Genomic DNA, 17,191 nt, shown 5'->3' with positions numbered 1-17,191 from the left:
CTCGTGACAGGTCGACATCGTCCGTCCACACCATACGCGATTCGTATCGCGGCGGACGGCCGCTCGAATAGCCCGTTCGCATGACGATGACGCATTCGCCGGGCGCGCGCGGTCCGCCGGCCTGATCATCGGCGGGTGCGGATCATGAGATCGGTGTCGGTCGTAGCCGTCCTGGCGGGTCTCGTCCTCCCGCCCGCCGCGCCACGGCGCCCGGCGGTGCCGCAGCTGACGGCGCAGCACGCCACGCTACGGTTCCCACCCCTGGACGTCGCGCCCGCAGCCCGTCCGTACAACGATTCGCGGCTGCAGCCGCGCCGGACGGTAGGGCTGGTCGACGCCACCGGGGTGCGGATGTTCGCCCGTGCCCGGCTCACCGGCGGCCGTCCGATGAATCACCCCGTCGCCCAGGCGCAGTACGGGCTCTACCTGCTCAACACGTACCGGCTCACCGGCGACGCCTGGTTCCTGAATCTGGCGGCGCGGCAGGGACAACGACTGATCGACACGCGGGTCGAGTCGCGCGGCGCGTGGTGGTATCCGTACCGTTTCGACTTCGCGCTCGGCGCCGGTATGCACCGGACCATGCCGGCGCCGTGGTATTCGGGAATGGCCCAAGGGCAGGCCCTCTCGCTGTTCACCCGGCTGGCGGAGGTCACGGGTCAGCCACGCTGGCGGACCGCGGCGGACGCGACGTTCGCCTCGCTGACGCTCGGATACAGCCCGTCGGCGCCCTGGGGGGTCTGGCGCGACGCGAACTCGATGCTGTGGCTCGAGGAGTACCCGGGCCGCACCGCCCGCGGCTCCGCCCGGGTGCTGAACGGGCACCTCTTCGCGGTCTACGGCCTGTGGGACTACTGGCGCAGCACGCGCTCACCGGTGGCGGCGGCCCTCTTCGACCAGGCGACGACCACCGTCGCCCGGTACGTGCTCACCGGGTTCCGCAACCCCGGGACGGCGTCCCAGTACAGCCTCAGCGCTCCCGACACCTCGGAGCACTACCACGCCGTCCACATCAGTCAGCTGACGCACCTGCACGCGCTCACCAGCAACCCGGCCTTCGCCAGGATGGCCGAGCTGTTGCTGGCCGACTTCCCCGCGCCGCGGCAGGCGACGAGTGTCCGGTTCCGGGCGGGGCGCCATCCCGGCGTCCTCTTCCGCAGCGTCGGCGACGGGCGGGTCGTGGGCAAACACATCGTCCGGGTCAGCCGGTCCGCAGTCGTTCCGGCCGACCAGCGCCGGCGGATCGCGGGCCAGCCCGGGTACTGGTACCACCTCACCGCGGGTCCGTTGCGGGACTACTGGGTGCAGGAGGCGGTACCGGTGCGCGTCGCGACCAAGCCGGTCTCGGCGGTCCCGTACTTCGGGTCGCGCACGGTGGTCCTGGGCGCGGGCAGCTTCAGCGCGTACACGGCCACGGGCAGCCGGACCATCCGGCTGAGCCGAACCTCCAGCGCCCCGGTCGTGGCCGTCGGGTGGATCTTCGGGCGGCGCGCGGTCCTGGTGAGCGCCGGTCTGCTGCGCGGGTACTGGCTGCCGCTCTCCCGGGCCACGATGCTGGCCTGAGCCGGCGTCCGCGCATCCTCGCTCTCCTCGGGGCAGTTGAAGAACGTGCACCGTTGAACGTGAATGGAGAGCCTGTGACGCTGATCGAAACGTCCGCCCCGACCCAGGCCGCGCCGGCGTCCGGGACCGTCTCGCGCGGCCGGGTGGTGATGCTGGTCGACAACGGCGTGGTGGGCGACTCGCGCGTACAGAAGCAGGCGATGTCGGCTGCCGCCGCGGGGTGGACGGTGACGTTGCTCGGCATCAGGACCAGCCACAGCACCGACACCGCATGGTCGATCGGCGACGCCCAGGTCCGGCTGGTACGGATCCAGGCGGCGATGCGTGTGCCGCTGTGCGGGTTCCGCCGCAGCATGCGCCGGCCGTTCGCGTATCCGCCCGGACGGCTCGGGGCCCACCGGGCGCAGGAGGTGCGGGCCCGGGAGGCCGACCTGCGGGTCCGCTTCGGACGGCTGGCGCTGGCCAGAAGGGCAGGTGCGCCCCGCTGGCGTGCCGCGGTCGGACGGGCGGGTCTGCTGCCCGCCCGTCTCGCACTCAAGGTGAAGCGCCACTGGGTGCGGTTCCGGCGCGCCGAGCTGGACCGGCTGGAGGCGGCCCGGCAGAACCCGGACGCGCCGCTCACCCGGCTCGGCATCAGGTTCTGGCAGCTTCTGCTGGGGCCCCGGAGCTGGCGCCGGCTGGATCCGGCCTTGTGGGACTGGGAGATGTCCCTGGGCCCGGTCGTGGACCGCCTCAAGCCGGACATCATCCACGCCAACGACTTCCGCATGATCGGCATTGGTGCGCGCGCCAAGCTTCGTGCGGCGAGCCGCGGCCGCACCGTCAAGCTGGTGTGGGACGCCCACGAGCTGGTCTCCGGCATGACCGATCGGCCGGGCAGCCCCCGCTGGCTGCCCGGACAGGTCGCCCACGAACGGGAGTACACCCGCGACGCCGACGCCGTGGTCACGGTCTCACCGATGCTGGCGGACCTGCTGCGCGCGCGACACCGCCTGAGCGACCCGCCGGTCGTCGTCCTGAACGCCCCGGAGGTGTCGGCGACCGGGGAGGCCGTGCCGGATCTGCGGGCGCTCTGCGGGATCGCGGCGGCCACACCGCTGCTGGTGTATCTCGGCGGCATCAACGAGGTCCGCGGCGTCGACCTCATCGTGTCCGCCATGGATCGCCTGCCGGGCGTGCACCTGGCCCTGATCTCGCTGCATCCGAACGGCAACCGCGAACCCGCGAAGCCGATCGAGGAGCTCGCGCAGGAGCTGGGGGTGGCGGATCGGGTGCATCTGCTGCCGTATCTGCCGTACACGCAGGTCGTGCCGGCCGTCGCCGCGGCGGACGCCGCGGTCAGCCCGCTGCGGCACCTGCCGAACCACGAGATCGCGTTGAGCAACAAGTTCTTCGAGTACTCGCAGGCGCGGCTGCCGCTGGTGGTCAGCGACGTCCGGGCGATGGCCGACATGGTGCGAACCACGGGGCAGGGCGAGGTGTACCGGGCCGACGACGTCGAGGACTACGTCCGCGCGGTCCAGCAGGTGCTCGCCGATCCCACGAAGTACCGGGCGGCCTACGACCAGCCCGGTCTCCTCGAGGAATGGACCTGGAAACGGCAGGCCGCCCGGCTCGACGACGTGTACGCCAAGCTGGTGTCCTGACCGGCTGGTGTCCTGACCGGTCAGCCGCCGAGCAGCACGCGGTCGAACTGTGGCCCCACCACCGGCCAGTCCCAGGTGGCGCAGGTGTGTTCGGCGGCGGCCGCACCGGTCGCCCGCCACACCTCCTCCGACGACGTGACGGCGAGGATCCGGTCCACGGCCTCGCCCACGTCCGGCACCACCCAGTCCGACGGGAACAGGGACCGGGCGCCATGCGCCCGCCCGGCGAAGAACGGCCAGTCCCGCACGACCGGCACGGCACCGCTGGCCGCGCCCTCGACCAGCCCGCAGTGCCAGGACTCGCGGACGGAGCTGCTCAGAATGACCCCGACCTCGGTCAGCGCCTGCGCCACGTCGTCCGTCTGCCCGTAGCGCTGCAGCGCACCGTCCCGCTCCAGCTCCCGCCGCTCCCGGGTGTACGCGAAGTAGTAGTTGCGCGCCGCGCGGCTGGCGTGGTGGCCGGGCTGGCCGCCGATCACCAGCAGCCGGTACCGCTCGTCGTGCTCCCGCAGGCGGCGCGCGACCTGGATGGCCCAGCGCGGATCCTTGGCCATCGAGTGGATGCCCACCAGGCCCACGGTGAACCGGGCGTCCGGAGCCTTGGGGCGGGCGTACGGGCGCAGGTCCATGGCGTTGGGCAGCACATGTGCGCGTGGTGCGGCCGGTGCCCTCAGGCGCGGAACCGCGGCCTGCACGAAGTCGCGCAGGTGGTCCGACACGTAGATCATGTCGTCGACCCGTGAATAGTCGATGAGGTGCGGCACTTCGGTGAACGCCTCGAAACTGTGCAGCCGCACGATGATGCGGGTCGACCCGGGATCCACCAGCGTCACGGCCGCGGCGGCGCCGGTGCACCACTCGACGAAAACGGTGTCCGCCCACTCCAGGTGTGGCTGGAGCAGCCGGGCGAACATGTCGCCGTACGGTGAGGTGCCGCGGAGCTGGTGCTCGACGAACCGCGGTCGTAGCCGGGCCAGGCTGGTGGGGTCACCGGGGCTGCGCACCAGGTCGACGGAGCGGACCTCGGCGTCGGGATGCTCGGCGTACCGTTCGCGGATCCGGCTGAGGAACGTGTCGTTCTTGCGGTACAGGAACAGGATCCGATGCGGCCGCCCGGTGACCTGCCGCGGATGGCCGGACCGGCCCCGGGGCACGGCCAGTTCCCGCCCGACGGCGCTGTCCCGCAGCGGTGCGGCGAACGCGTACGGGTCCGCGACCGCCGGTGAGGTGAGCGAATCCAGGTGTACGCCGCGGTGGAACAGCACCCGGGTGGCCGCGCAGAACTGCCGGGCCGCCGTCGGCAGGTCGCCGTCGGAGTACGCCTGATCGGCGGCGGCGAAACCGGTCTGCACCGCGGTCGTCAGGTACGACGGCATCGTGCCCTCGGCCATCGCCCGTGCCGCCTGGCCGCCGAGCAGCTCGGCCCGCCTCCCCAGGTGCCGCTCCTCGTGGGCGGCGGCCAGCAACGTGCGGTCGCTGCGCTCGGGCATCCCGGCGCGCTGCAGGCTGTCGCAGACGCGCCGGGTCAGCGGCAGCCGGACACCGGAGGGCAGCCGCCGCATGCAGACCACCGTCTGCCAGAACGCGCGGCCGGCGGCGGTGCGATGGACCCGGGTACCGGTCGCGGCACGCGCGGGCCACCGGCTGTACCGGCGGGCCCGCCGTCCCAGCGCCGCCGCGGCGACCCTCGGGACCGGGCCGCGGCCGAACACCCGCCGGGCGGCGTGCCGCACCGGGCGCGCGGCTCGGGCGGCGATGGCCCGTTCGGCCGGTGCCAGGCCGAACACCACGTCGGCGCCGCGGTGCCGGCGGGCCAGTTGCCACGCGGTGTGTACGGCCAGCGAGTCGAGTGCGACGACGACGTCGGCCCGGGCGCCCAGCCGCCGGGCGGCGGGCACCCGGTGGAACCGCCGCCAGAGCTTCTCCCCGCCGGGCAGCTCGAACGCCGCCAGGCGCTGCTTCTGCGGCAGCGGCGGCACGGCGAGCACCTGGGCCAGTTCCGCGGGCAGCTCCGGCATGGCGCGCGACACCACGCCGCTGGCCAGGGCGACCTCCGCGCCCGCCGCCGACCATTGCCGCACCTTCTCCGCCAGGGTGTGCGGGCTCCTCGGCGGCCCGTCGGCGATGAGTAGTACGCGGATCATTCGGTCACCTTTCCACCGGGGCCGGGTCGGCGTCGTCCGGGCGGCGAGCGGCGGGCGGGTGCACCGCGCCCGTGCGGCCGCCGCCTGCGGGCCGCCGGTCCCGGCCAGCGGGAGCGTCGCCGCGAACCGCGGCGGTGAGGCGCTGCACGGCGGGTTGCAGCTGGGCCGGCCGGGCATAGCGGGCGGCGAGCGCGCGGGCCGCGGCGCGGTCCTGGGCGGTCGCCGTGAGCGCCAGGTTGGCCGCATGCCGGAAGGAATCGGCCAGCCGTTCCGGGTCCTGGCCGACCGGGGGTGTCCACAGCGGATGTCCGTCGAGCACGCTGCTGGCGTCGTGGTCGACCTCGTGCACGGAGAGCACCGGCAGGCCGCTGGCCATCACCTCGTACACCTTGCCGGAGGTGACGTAGCGCCCACCGACGAGCATCAGCACGACCACGTCCCAGCCGGCGTACGTCTCGGCCACCCGCGCCTTCGCCACCGGCCCGCCGAAGGCGACCCCGTCCGGCGCCGCCGCCCGCAGCAGTTCGGTGTGTGGGGTGTCCTCCCGCTTCAGGCCGGCGCCGATGTGCCCGCGCACCTCCAGACGGGAACGGGCCAGCACCGGATCCTCGCGGCGGGCCGCCCGCCAGGCGTCCAGCACGGTGCCGAGAAACTCCGGGGTGAAGTTGACCGACCCGAGGTAGCCGAAGGTCAGCCCCGCCTCGGCGTCCGGCAGGCGCAGCCGCGCGGGCACGCTGTCCGTGTCGTATCCGTTGCGTACCACCTCGACGCGGTCGGCCAGCTCGGGGTACCGGTCGCGGTAGTGCTGCGCGATGGGCTCGTTGACGCACCAGACGGCGACCGCGTGCGCGAGAGCCCGCGACTCCCACCGTCCCTCCACCGAGTCCGCCGGGAACTTCGTCCCACCGCGCACCACGTCGATCGACCAGCCGTCGCGGAAGTCCACGATGTACGGCACGCGGGCGTGCTCCCACAGGCGCACCGTGGCCGCCAGGTTCACGTACGGGGCGCACGTGGTGACCAGCAGATCCGCGGGGTCACGGTCGTGCAGCCGGAGCAGCGCCTCCTCCAGCACCGGCCGCCAGCCGCCGAACGCGGGCTCCGGGAACAGCGCCTCGCTGCGCGCCATCGACCGCCGGTTCCAGCCGACCGGATGCACCGAGCGGTAGCGGGAGTACCGGCGGATGTTCGTTTCCAGCTCGACGCGTTCCAGCGGCAGCTCGACGATCCGGACGTCCGGGTGGACCGCGTCGGAGAGCGTGTGGTCGAGCCCGAACTCCTGTTCCCAGGACTCCCGGCGGATGGTGATCACCGTGACGTCCCACCCCGCGGCGTACAGCTGGTTGGCGGTCTCGCGCATGCGGTAGGCGCAGCTCTTGGCGGCCGGTGGGAAGCCGATCGCCAGGTAGTACGCGTGGGGCCGGCCCGCCCTGCGACGGACCGGCCCGACGACCCGACAGCCCTTGCCGGCAACCGAACCCAGCCGCCTCCGCCCGCCCATGCTGTTCCTTCCGGCTCGATGGCACCGCTGGTTCAACTGATCAGGCCGAGACCGGGACACGTCCGGCGGCGCGCTGCTCCAGCGCCTCGACGACCCGCCGCGCGGCCTGCCCGTCGCCGTACGGCTGGGCGCGGTCACCGGCCGGAGCGGGCCGTGTCGCGGTGGCCGCCCATCCGGCCGCGCCCAGCTCACCCGGGTCGCCGACCAGCACGTTCCAGCCGCTGGCGAGCGTCTCCGGCCATTCCGTCTCGGTCCGCAGCGTGGTGCACGGGCGGCCGAGCAGGTACGCCTCCTTCTGCAGCCCGCCCGAGTCGGTCACGACTGCCGTGCCACCCAGGACCGCCGCCACCAGTCCCGCATACGGCAACGGCGGGCTGACCCGGATCGCCCCGCGTTCCAGCTTGACGCCGTGCTCGTCGGCGCGCGTCGCCAGCCGCGGGTGGACCGCCAGCACCACCGGCAGTGGCAGGTCGGCCAGCGCGTCGACCAGCAGCGCCAGCCGCTTGGGGTCGTCGGTGTTCTCGGCCCGGTGCAGCGTGGCCAGCAGGTACGGCTCGCCCGCCGTCGGGACGCCCGGCAGCGGGGGGACCGCGACCCGCCCCGCCAGCACGTCGTCGCGCATCCGCAGGCAGACGTCGACCATCACGTCTCCCGCCAGGATCGTGCGCTCACTCAGCCCCTCGGCGGCCAGGTGCCGGACCGCCTCCTGGGTGGGCGCCAGCAGCAGGTCCGCGGCGTGGTCGGTGAGGACGCGGTTGTGTTCCTCGGGCATCCGCCGGTTGAACGAGCGCAGCCCGGCCTCGAGGTGCGCCACCGGCAGGTGCTGCTTCACCGCGGACAGCGCCCCGGCGAGGGTGGAGTTGGTGTCGCCGTACACCAGCACCCAGTCGGGGCGCTCGGCCGCCAGTACCGGGTCGAGGGCGCTCAGGCAGGCGCCGGTCTGGGCGCCGTGGCTGCCCGAGCCGATCCCGAGGTGGACGTCCGGGGCGGGGATGTCCAGCCCGGAGAAGAAGACGTCGGACAGCGCGGCGTCGTAGTGCTGGCCGGTGTGCACGATGACGTGGCGGTGCCCGGTGACCCCGAAGGCGGCCGACATGGGGGCGAGCTTGACCAGTTGGGGACGGGCCCCGACGATGCTGACGACCTTCATGCAGTGCCCCTTGCGCGCGCGTACTAGACGGACTCCTCGGTCAACGAGCCGGGCGACCGGCCGGACATGACCGGCGGCGCCCCGCCGGAGCCTTCGGCGCCTGCGGTGGCCGCCGACCCGTACGCGAGTGCGGTGTACCGGCCGGTCAGCGCGACGTCGAGAGGCGAGGCGCGCAACCCCGCGTGCGCGGCCGGGTCGTTCTCCACGACGAGTACGGCGTCGGCGGCCAGCCGGGGGCCGAGGGCGCGCACCGCGGCCGTGACGCGTTGCCGCGTGGTCAGGTCGGCCGGGCCGTCCACCACGAGCAGGTCGATCTCGCGCAGCTCCTCCAGGGCCGTCCACTCGTACCAGTCGGCGGCGTCGCTGCCGCGCCGGGCGTCCGAGAGCGGCGCGTGCACGACCTCCGCCACCCGGGCCAGCCCGTGCGCGGCCAGCAGCGCGCGCAGCCGCCCGACCCGGTCCCGGTCGTGCTCCACCGCGATGACGCGTCCGCCGGTCGCCTCCACCGCGTACGCCAGCCACACCGCGGCCGAGTCCGCCCCCAGCGTGACGGTCAGCGCGGGCCGGCGGCCGCGGACCACGTGCAGCAGGCCGAGCAGGTCGGCGGCGCCGCGGTCGTCCCCGGCCGCGAACGGCATCGGAGCGCGCGGTGTCACCTGCCGGAACACCTGCAATGCCGCCTCCGCCTCGCGACTCTGCTCGCGCAGCAGCAGCCGGGTCACCTCCTGGGTGTCGCGGTCGTCGCGGATCAGCCGGGCCATCATGTCGCGGTGCCGGTCGGCCGCGGCGATGCGTTCCCGCTCCACCGCGGCCACCACCCGGCGCTGCGTCTCCTCGACCAGGACCCGCATGTCCCGCAGCGCGGCCAGGTGCGCGTGGTGCCCCCGGCGCAGCGCGCCGAGACGGCGGGCCACCAACAGCAGGCCGAGCAGGGCGATGCCGAGCAGCCCGGCCAGCAGCGTGGTCGCGGCGGCCTGCTGCCCGGTCACGGACACCGCCGCCGTGCCGACGCAGAGCAGGGCGATCGCGATCAGCGCGAGCCCCTGCCGCGACGTGAGGCTGTGCAGCCGTGTGACCTGCCCGCGGCAGAACCGCACCAGCCTGCTCATCTTCGTCCCCCTGATGGTGGTCGGATCGTGCCCGCATCGGTAACGCGAGCGGTCGGGGGCGCGTTACGTGCCGGTCCGGCCGGGCGCGGCGGCTGCGTCACCCGGCTCGTCCGGGGCTCGTTGGCCCAAGCGTGACAGCGGAGATGATCACGGTTCCGGCGCAGCCCGGTGCCGCGGTGGCGCCGGACGCCGGGCCGCCGCCCGCACCCGCGCCGGGGGAGCCGGCACGGCTGTGGCGGCGTACCTGGTGGTGTGCGGCCCTGGTGCCGATGACGGTGCTGACGCCGCTGGTCACGACCGCGTTGACCGCGGACCACCGGTTCAACGTCTACCTGCACGGCGCCGAGCTGCGGCAGCATCCGCTGAGCCTGGTGACGGAGAACATCCGCAAGATTCCGTACTACCTGGGCCTGGGCAACTTCCGGCCGTTCGGGCGCATGCTGGAGGACCTGGTCGACTTCGCCGCGTACCTGCTGATGGCGCTGGTGAATCTGCCCGCCAACATCGCGCTGCGGACCGTCTCCATGCTGGCGGCAGCGGTGGTGACGGCCGCCGCGGTGCTGCTCGTGCAGGCGGTCACCGCGCGCGGGCCGGTGTTCCGAACGGGACCGACCCGGCTTGCCGCGCTCGTGCCGTTCGCGATCGGCGCCGCCTTCGTGGCCGGGCGGACCAGCACGACGCTGCTGTTCAGCGGCCTGTACCTGCTGTCGACGGCGCTGGTGCTGACGGTCGCCGCGGTGGCTTGCCGGGCCGCCGCCCCGCAGCCGCGCCCGCTGACCCGTGCGGTGGTGCTGCTGGCACCGGCCGCGGGCGCGTTCCTCGCGGCGTTCAACGAGATCGCCTACCTGGCCCTGCCGCTGGCGAGCATCGCGGTCTACGTCCGGGCGCGGGTGGTGCTCGGCCTCAGCGGGCGCGCCTCGCTGACCGGGCCGGCCGCGCGGCTGGTCGGCCTGTTGTGGCTGGGTTTCCTGCCGGTCTTCGTGCCCGTACGGCTCAGCATCGCCCGGATCTGCGCCGAGGGCGGCTGCTACACCGGATCGGACGTGGCGCTCGGCGCGGGGGCCGTACGCGCCCTGCCCAACCGGCTGCTGTCCTGGTTGCCGCCGCTGCAGTGGCAGGCGGCGGCGGACGGCATCCGCTGGTCCTGGCTGGCCGGGCCGGTCACCGTCGTGGCGCTGCTCGTGCTCACGCTGCTGGCCTGGCGTACCGCGGCCGACCTGCCGCGGTGCGCACCCGTGGACCGGCGTCAGGCGCTCGGGGTGGGCCTGGTCGCGGTGGCGGTGCTGGTGCTCGGTGCCGCGCTGGCCGCACTGGGCGGGGAGATGCAGGCGATCGCGGCGGCCGGGCGGTGGGGCGTCGGCTGGCGCGACAGCGGACTGACCGCGGCCGGGGGAATGCTCGCGCTGCTGGCCGGTGCGGTGTTGCTGACCCGCTCCGGTGCACGGGCGCTCGGCGCCGTCCTCGTGGTGTGCGTGCTGGCCGGTGCCGGCTCCGCCGCGGCCAACCGGCGTTACCTGACGGACCGGGTGAGCAGCCGGGCCGCCATCGTGAACAACGCCGTCGCGCACGAGGTCGCCGACTTCGACCGGTCGGCCGCGGGGGACGCGCGACGGTGCGCGCTGCGGGCCGAGTTCGCGGGTACGGACCCGCGCGGGGTGGCCCGCTTCGACGCCGCGGTGAACCAGGCGACCGCGCAGATGTACGGCCGTCCGTTCTGCGCGGTGCCCGGCCGGTGACCGGAACTTCGGCCCGGCCGGGGTCGTTTGGCCCGGTGTGACCGTCCAGAAGGTTTCGCAGGACGCCCCCGCCGACCCGCTGATCTCCGTGGTGACGCCGGTCTACAACGAGGGCGAAGGGGTGGACCGCTTCGTGGACCGCCTCACCGAGGTGCTCTCCGCCACGGGCCTGCGCCACGAGCTGGTCCTGGTCGACGACGGGTCCACCGACGACTCGTGGCTGCGGGTGGCCGCCCACGCGGGGCTCGACCCACGGGTACGTGGGGTGCGGCTGTCCCGCAACTTCGGCAAGGAGGCGGCGATGCTGGCCGGTCTCGAACACGCCCGCGGCGACGCGGTCATCATCATCGACGCCGACCTGCAGCACCCGCCCGCCGCGATCCCGGAACTGCTGCGGCGCTGGCGTGCGGGCGCGGACGTGGTCGAGGCGGTCAAGCGCAACCGGCCCGGCCAGTCCGCGCCGGGCCGGCTGGCCGCCCGGCTGTTCAACGCGGGCTTCACCCGGCTGACCACCGTGGAGCTGGTCAACGCCACGGACTTCCGGCTGCTGGGCCGCCCGGCGGTGGACGCACTGCTGCGGCTGCCCGAGCACTCGTCGTTCTTCCGCGGCACGAGCAGCTGGATCGGGTTCCGGCGGGACACCGTGCCGGTGGACATCGACCACCGGCAGGGCGGTGCCTCACGCTGGACCGTGGGCGCACTGTGCCGGCTCGCGGTCAACGGGCTCACGTCGTTCACCTCGGCCCCGCTGCACCTGGTCACGGTGGTCGGGATCGGGTTCGCCGGTTTCGCTGTCGTGCTCGGCGTGCAGACGCTGGTGCGCTGGCTGCGCGGCGGCTCGGTCGCCGGTTTCCCGACGGTCATCCTCCTGCTGCTCGTGATGGGCACGTTCATCCTGCTCGGCCTCGGTGTGATCGGTGAGTATCTGGCCCGGATCCACGAGGAGGTTCGCGGCCGCCCCCGCTACCTGGTGCAGGAACGCGCCGAGCGGGAGCAGACCGCCGCGATGCCCGGCCAGCGGGCCGTCGTCAGCCGGCCGGACGGCCCTCAGGGCGCCAGCTCGGCCGAGAGCAGCGGGGCCAGCAGGCGGCTGTAGACGGTGGAGATGTGGTGCTGGTCCTTGTAGACCAGGATGTTGCCGACCACCCCCGGGCACCGGGTTGCGGTGCAGAACCACGGCAACGGGTCGATGATCGAGGCACCCAGGGCGCGGACCGCGGCCGTGACCCGGGCCCGCGTGGCCGGTTGCCGGATCACTTGGGAACGGGCGTGAACGCACGCACCCGGGTCGTCCTGGTGCTGGGACAGGCACTCCGGGACGTTGACCTGCCAGGGCGTGTCGTTGATGAAGTACACCTTCGTTCCCGGCGCCGACACCTGCCGGACGGTGTGGCGCCAGGCGTCGACCCAGCCCGTGCCCTGATCCGGGACCCCCAGCAGATGCCCGCTCGGCCCCACCGAACCCAGGATGATCAACGCGGGATGCAGCTCGTGGACCCTCTGGTAGGCGGCCTTGCGCCAGCGCAGGCATTCGTCGAAGCGCCGCTTCAGGCGGGGTTCGTAGATGGCGATGTCGGCGGCCGAGCACGCGCTCTTGACGACAACCACGAGCTTCCAGTGCCGCTGCCGGGCGACCGCCTCCAGAGCCGGGAACCAGTGCCCCGCGTGGGAGTCGCCGAAGAGTACGACGGTCGTGGCGGAGGTGACGTCACCGTACTCGCAGGGGGTCTTGACCATGTCCTCGCGCAACGAGCTTCCGCAGCCGTCGGCATAGAACCGGGGCTCGTCGCGGGCGGCCTGAGCCAGCGACGGTGCCAGGTTGGCCGGTACGGCCGGCAGGTCCACGGCCGCGGCGATCGCCTGGTGCAGCGCCTCGGCGTCGGATTCGGCCAGCGGCAGCGGCTCGGCGCGGTACCCGCCGCCACCCACCGCGGCGGCGCTGGTCAACACGGCGCAGAGCGTCACGCACAGCGCGGACATCGCCAGTCCCGCGCCGATGCCGTACCACGGGCGGCGGCGCAGCAGCGGCAGCCGCCGCACCGGGTTCTCCACCAGCCCGTACGTCAGGGCGGCGAGGACGAGCGCGGTGAGCGCTGCGAGCGCGTTCTGCCACCGGGCCGCCGGATGGCCGAGCGCGAACGGCAGGACGGCGAGCACCGGCCAGTGCCACAGATACCACGAGTACGACAGACGCCCGACCGCCTGTAGCGCCGGCCGGGCGAGCAGCGGGGCCTGCCGGGCGCACCCGCCAGCGATGACCGCCGCGGCGCCGAGCACCGGCACCAGGGCCGCGTACCCGGGGAACGGGGTGGCTTCGGTGAACATCACCGCGGCGGCCGCGATGGCGGCCAGTCCCGCGGTGGTCAGCGCGCGAGCCGCCCGCGGCCCGAGCCGGACGGCCGCGCCCGCGCCGAGGGCGAGCAGGGCACCGGCGCCGAGTTCCCACGCCCTGGTGTGCGTCCCGAAGTACGCCCAGACCGTGTCGTGCGGGGTCTGCCAGACGCTGAACAGGAACGAGGCGGCCGTCAGCCCGCCCAGGACGGCGGCGACCGGGACGCGCCGCACCCGCACGACCGCCAGGAGCAGCGGCGGCCACAGCAGATAGAACTGCTCCTCCACGGCCAGCGACCAGAAGTGTTGCAGCGGCGACGGGTCGGTCTCCGCGCTCAGGTAGTCGGTGCCGGTCACCGCCAGCCGGTAGTTCATCGTGTACCCGGCGGTGTGCCAGGCGTCGGCGAGGATGTCCGGCAGCCGCAACGGCGGCAGCCACAGGACGGACATCGCGACCGTGGCCACGATGACCACGGTCGCGGCGGGCAGCAACCGCAGGGCCCGGCGCGCGTAGAACGCGGGCACGCAGATCCGGCCCGTCTCGCGGACCTCGCGCAGCAGCAGTCCGGTGATGAGGAATCCGGAGATGACGAAGAAGACGTCGACTCCGACGTAGCCGCCCCCGATCAGCGGCGCGCCGCAGTGGTAGGCCACCACGAGCAGCACCGCGACGGCGCGCAGACCCTGGATGTCCCTGCGGTGCCGGGGCGGTGCGGCCGCCCGGGGGCCGGGCGGCCCGGCCTTGATCGTGACGTGGCTGCGCGGCGCCGGGGCGGTGACCGGCGCGGTCCCGGGCCGGGACACGGGCAGGGTCACAGGCGGTGGGCCTCCGCGGTCGTGCTGACCCCGCGGGTGTCGAAGAAGCGCTTCGCGACGCCCGCGAGGTGGTCCGCGTCGTACCCGCGGTGGTGCTGCACGAGGATGGTCAGGTCGGCCGCCGCCGCCGCGCCCTCGAGGTCTTCGGTACGCGGCACCAGGTCGTCACCCACCCGCCACGACGGCACGTACGGGTCGTGGTACGCCACCTTCGCGCCCAGCGACAGCAGCTGCCGGGCCAGCGGCGTGGCCGGTGACTCGCGCTGGTCGGCGATGTTCGCCTTGTACGTGACCCCCAGCAGCAGCACCGTGGCCCCGTGCACCGCCTGCCCGTCCGCGTTGAGCAGGTTCTGCGCCCGCCGCGCCACGTACGCGGGCATGGTCGCGTTGATCTCCTGCGCCAACTCCACGAACCGGAACGGGTAGCCGAGCTTGGTGCGCACGTTGTGGCTCAGGTAGTTCGGGTCGATCGGGATGCAGTGCCCGCCGACCCCGGGGCCGGGATAGAACGCCTGGAACCCGAACGGCTTGGTCGACGCGGCGTGGATGACGTCCCACAGGTCGATGTCGAGTTCGTGGCAGAACCGGGCCATCTCGTTGACCAGCGCGATGTTCACATGCCGGTACGTGTTCTCCAGCAGCTTCGCGGTCTCCGCCTCCCGCGTCCCCCGGGTACGCACGACCGTCTCCACCAGCCGCCCGTAGAACGCGGCCACGGCGTCCGTGCAGGCCGGGGTGTGGCCGCCGACGACCTTCGGGGTGTTGTGCGCGCCGTACTGCGGGTTGCCCGGGTCGATGCGTTCCGGGGAGAACGCGAGGTGGAAGTCCAGCCCGGCGGTGAGCCCGGACAGCCGTTCCAGCAGCGGGCGGACCACGTCGTCCGTGGTGCCCGGGTAGGTGGTGGATTCCAGCACGACCAGCATGCCGGGTTTGAGGTTGCGGCCCACCGCCTCGGTCGCCCCGATCACCGCGGACAGGTCCGGACCGTCCCCTTCGGCCAGCGGGGTGGGTACGCAGATGACCGCGGTGGCCGCGGTCGCGATCAGCGACTCGTCCGTGGTCGGCTGGAACCCGTCCGCGACCATCTGCGCCACGTCGGTGTCGCTGAGGTCGTCGACGTGCGAGCGCCCGGCGGCCAGCGCGGACACCACCCGCGCGTCGATGTCGAAGCCCAGCACGCGCATGCCGACCCGGGTGGCCTGGTGCGCCAGCGGAAGGCCGACGTAGCCCAGGCCGAGGATCACGACGTCGTAGCTCACGATTCACTCCTCACGGGGAAGGCGGCCGGGTGGGCCCTCACGGGGACGACGGCAGGGAGAGGTCACCGGCCGGGCGCGGGTCGCCGGTCCCGGCCACCGCGCGGGTGACCTGCCGCCCCACCACGGGCGGCGCCGGATGCAACCGGCTGAGCGCGACCGTCGCGGGCCGCGGCTCGGTCAGCTCGTACGGCGAGACGAACGGCAGGTACGCGGGCAGGAAGTCCGCGATCAGCCCGGCCTGTTCCGCCGCGACGTCGGCGTCGGACTCGGTGTCGTTGAGGCAGAACGCGTCGAGGTGGCGGTGCCGCAGCAGCGAGGCCAGCTTGAACGGCGTGGCCGGGTCGGCGAGGTCCGCGTACTTGTAGCGGATCGCCCCCGGCGCCGCCCGCCCGGTCAGGTAGGCGTAGTACTGCTGCAGCGAGGAGAGCAGCGCGATGTCGTCGGGGTGCCGGAACTGGTGCTCGGCGGTCGCCGCCACGTGCTCGGCGAACCGCTGCTCGATCTCGGTGATCACGCTGCGCCGGGACGGGTGCGGGGTGTGCAGCATCTTGCGGGTCAGCACCCGCCCGAACGCCTCCCGGATGAGCCGCCGGTTGTTCTTGCCGGCCGAGTTGACCGGCGGGTCGTCGGGGCTCGGCGGGGCGGAGTCGACCCGGGCGCTCGACGGGAAGAAGCGGGTCAGCCCGCCCGGGGTGAAGAACAGGTCCGGGGTGACGGGGCGGCCGAGGAACACGTCGTCGTTGAGGTACAGGAAGTGCTCCGACAGCCCGGGGATGCGGTGCAGCCGCGACTCGATGGCCTGGGAGTTGAAGGTCGGCAGCCGCCCGGTGTCGTCGAAGATCTCCCGGTGGTCGACCACGGTGATTCCCGGGTGGTCGGTGTCCAGCCAGGCGGGCACCTGGTCGTCCGTGACGATGAAGATGTGCCGTACCCAGGGGGCGAAGCAGTGCAGGGCGCGCAGCGAGTAGCGCAGCTCGTCGCGGCAGGCGTACCGGGAGTCGTTGGCGGTCTGCTCGTTGACGTCGGTCACCCAGGGGTTGTCGCGCAGCGCCTCGGCCTTGCGCGCCAGCCACGCGGGGTCGTCGCCGTCCACCCAGGTGTAGACCGCGTCGATCGGGAAGCTGATCCGGTCGGGGTCGGCGAGGGTGAACACCTCCCGGGTGCGGTACCGGGTGTGCTCGGGCGCGGCGCTGAACGGGCCGAAGGCGGACTCGGGTGCGGCCGTCACCGGCTCGTCGACCTTGATCATGTCGGCGATGGGATTGCCGCGCGGGCCGATCAGCTGCCCGTCGTGCTCGCGCCAGAACTCGACCTCGCAGCCGAGGTCCGTACCGAGCAGCAGGCTGCCGGTCGGGTCGGTGACCGGCCAGCAGGCCCGCAGCACGGCGGCGGTGTGCCGAGCGCGGCCTCCGGCGCCGGGGCCCTTGGGCGCGACGACCTCCAGCAGGCCGTCCCCGGTCGCGGTGAGACGTTCCAGCAGGGCCACGACCCGGGCCCGGTCGGCCGCGGGTACGGCCACGGCGGTGCGCCGCACGTCGCGGGTCGGTATCCGGAACCAGTCGATGTCCGCGCCGGTCAGGGCGGCGGTGACCCGGTCGAGGTTGTCCTGCCGGACGGTGGCCGGGCTGGCCGCCCGCTCGCGCCGGGCGGTGATCCAGCCCTGGCCGGTACGCACCCGCATGGACGGGGTGTCCGGGGTGACCCGCATGGTGGGCAGCCGTGGTGGCGCCGACAGTGGCACGATCCGCCGCGCCACGTGCAGCCGCCGGTGTGGAGCGACTCGTGGCAGCAGCCGGTCCTGCACTGAGGTGAAGATGCGCTTCCGGACCCGCCAGGGGGCCAGGCGCAGGATGCGCCGCAGGGGCACGGCTCGTTCCTTCCGCCGGGTATCCGTCGTACCGATGAGCGAGCGCTTTCGCCGCACGGTTCCTGAGCC

11 protein-coding genes are annotated in these 17,191 nt (G+C 73.7%); 4 read left to right on the top strand and 7 right to left on the bottom strand.

The features are described 5' to 3' along the window. Positions 1–153: 153 nt before the first annotated feature. Positions 154–1,563 (top strand): D-glucuronyl C5-epimerase family protein, encoded by a 1,410-nt coding sequence (locus tag ACMCNO_RS28550; protein WP_412752533.1) that lies wholly within the window; start codon positions 154–156, stop codon positions 1,561–1,563. Between the two features lie 74 nt (positions 1,564–1,637). Beyond that, positions 1,638–3,209: a glycosyltransferase family 4 protein gene (locus tag ACMCNO_RS28545; RefSeq protein ID WP_412752532.1), complete on the top strand. Its 1,572-nt coding sequence runs from the start codon at positions 1,638–1,640 to the stop codon at positions 3,207–3,209. Positions 3,210–3,229: 20 nt separating this feature from the next. Here the strand turns inward: ACMCNO_RS28545 and ACMCNO_RS28540 are convergent, their stop codons facing one another. Genes ACMCNO_RS28540 through ACMCNO_RS28525 form a run of 4 tightly spaced genes read right to left on the bottom strand, consistent with a single transcriptional unit; the run spans position 3,230 to position 9,113 of the window. After that, positions 3,230–5,353 (bottom strand): glycosyltransferase family 1 protein, encoded by a 2,124-nt coding sequence (locus ACMCNO_RS28540; RefSeq protein WP_412752531.1) that lies wholly within the window; start codon positions 5,351–5,353, stop codon positions 3,230–3,232. A gap of 4 nt (positions 5,354–5,357) precedes the next feature. Then, positions 5,358–6,854 (bottom strand): glycosyltransferase, encoded by a 1,497-nt coding sequence (locus tag ACMCNO_RS28535; RefSeq protein ID WP_412752530.1) that lies wholly within the window; start codon positions 6,852–6,854, stop codon positions 5,358–5,360. A 40-nt stretch (positions 6,855–6,894) separates the two neighbouring features. After that, on the bottom strand, positions 6,895–8,004 hold the full coding sequence (gene wecB / locus ACMCNO_RS28530) for a non-hydrolyzing UDP-N-acetylglucosamine 2-epimerase (protein ID WP_412752529.1): 1,110 nt from the start codon (positions 8,002–8,004) through the stop codon (positions 6,895–6,897). 23 nt (positions 8,005–8,027) lie between these two features. Beyond that, positions 8,028–9,113 carry a class I SAM-dependent methyltransferase gene (locus ACMCNO_RS28525; protein WP_412752528.1) on the bottom strand — a complete coding sequence of 362 codons (1,086 nt, stop codon included), beginning with the start codon at positions 9,111–9,113 and terminating at the stop codon, positions 8,028–8,030. A 143-nt stretch (positions 9,114–9,256) separates the two neighbouring features. On the opposite strand from ACMCNO_RS28525, the gene ACMCNO_RS28520 reads away from it, so the two are divergent. After that, complete coding sequence (locus ACMCNO_RS28520) at positions 9,257–10,849, top strand: hypothetical protein (RefSeq protein WP_412752527.1); 1,593 nt, start codon at positions 9,257–9,259, stop codon at positions 10,847–10,849. Between the two features lie 37 nt (positions 10,850–10,886). Continuing rightward, positions 10,887–11,945 carry a glycosyltransferase family 2 protein gene (locus ACMCNO_RS28515; protein ID WP_412752526.1) on the top strand — a complete coding sequence of 353 codons (1,059 nt, stop codon included), beginning with the start codon at positions 10,887–10,889 and terminating at the stop codon, positions 11,943–11,945. Here the strand turns inward: ACMCNO_RS28515 and ACMCNO_RS28510 are convergent. The 3 genes from ACMCNO_RS28510 to ACMCNO_RS28500 are packed head-to-tail and all read right to left on the bottom strand — an operon-like array spanning position 11,897 to position 17,122. Then, complete coding sequence (locus tag ACMCNO_RS28510) at positions 11,897–13,996, bottom strand: acyltransferase family protein (protein ID WP_412752525.1); 2,100 nt, start codon at positions 13,994–13,996, stop codon at positions 11,897–11,899. The two genes, ACMCNO_RS28515 and ACMCNO_RS28510, sit on opposite strands and share 49 nt — an antisense overlap. Then, the gene (locus tag ACMCNO_RS28505; protein WP_412752524.1) at positions 13,993–15,255 is read right to left on the bottom strand and encodes a nucleotide sugar dehydrogenase; all 1,263 of its coding nucleotides are present in this window, start codon (positions 15,253–15,255) and stop codon (positions 13,993–13,995) included. Before ACMCNO_RS28505 ends, ACMCNO_RS28510 begins: the two co-directional genes overlap by 4 nt. Before the next feature lie 37 nt (positions 15,256–15,292). Then, the gene (locus ACMCNO_RS28500; RefSeq protein WP_412752523.1) at positions 15,293–17,122 is read right to left on the bottom strand and encodes a stealth family protein; all 1,830 of its coding nucleotides are present in this window, start codon (positions 17,120–17,122) and stop codon (positions 15,293–15,295) included. Positions 17,123–17,191 lie beyond the last annotated feature (69 nt).

The sequence above is a fragment of the Krasilnikovia sp. M28-CT-15 genome (genome assembly GCF_047159595.1).
GTDB lineage: Bacteria > Actinomycetota > Actinomycetes > Mycobacteriales > Micromonosporaceae > Actinoplanes.
This window is presented reverse-complemented; position numbering and strand designations above follow the sequence as displayed.

Excerpts from the sequence above, each read along its gene's own strand:
- wecB (WP_412752529.1), bottom strand. The coding sequence starts at position 8,004 with ATGAAGGTCGTCAGCATCGTCGGGGCCCGTCCCCAACTGGTCAAGCTC.
- ACMCNO_RS28520 (WP_412752527.1), top strand. The coding sequence starts at position 9,257 with ATGATCACGGTTCCGGCGCAGCCCGGTGCCGCGGTGGCGCCGGACGCC.
- ACMCNO_RS28525 (WP_412752528.1), bottom strand. The coding sequence starts at position 9,113 with ATGAGCAGGCTGGTGCGGTTCTGCCGCGGGCAGGTCACACGGCTGCAC.
- ACMCNO_RS28535 (WP_412752530.1), bottom strand. The coding sequence starts at position 6,854 with ATGGGCGGGCGGAGGCGGCTGGGTTCGGTTGCCGGCAAGGGCTGTCGG.
- ACMCNO_RS28540 (WP_412752531.1), bottom strand. The coding sequence starts at position 5,353 with ATGATCCGCGTACTACTCATCGCCGACGGGCCGCCGAGGAGCCCGCAC.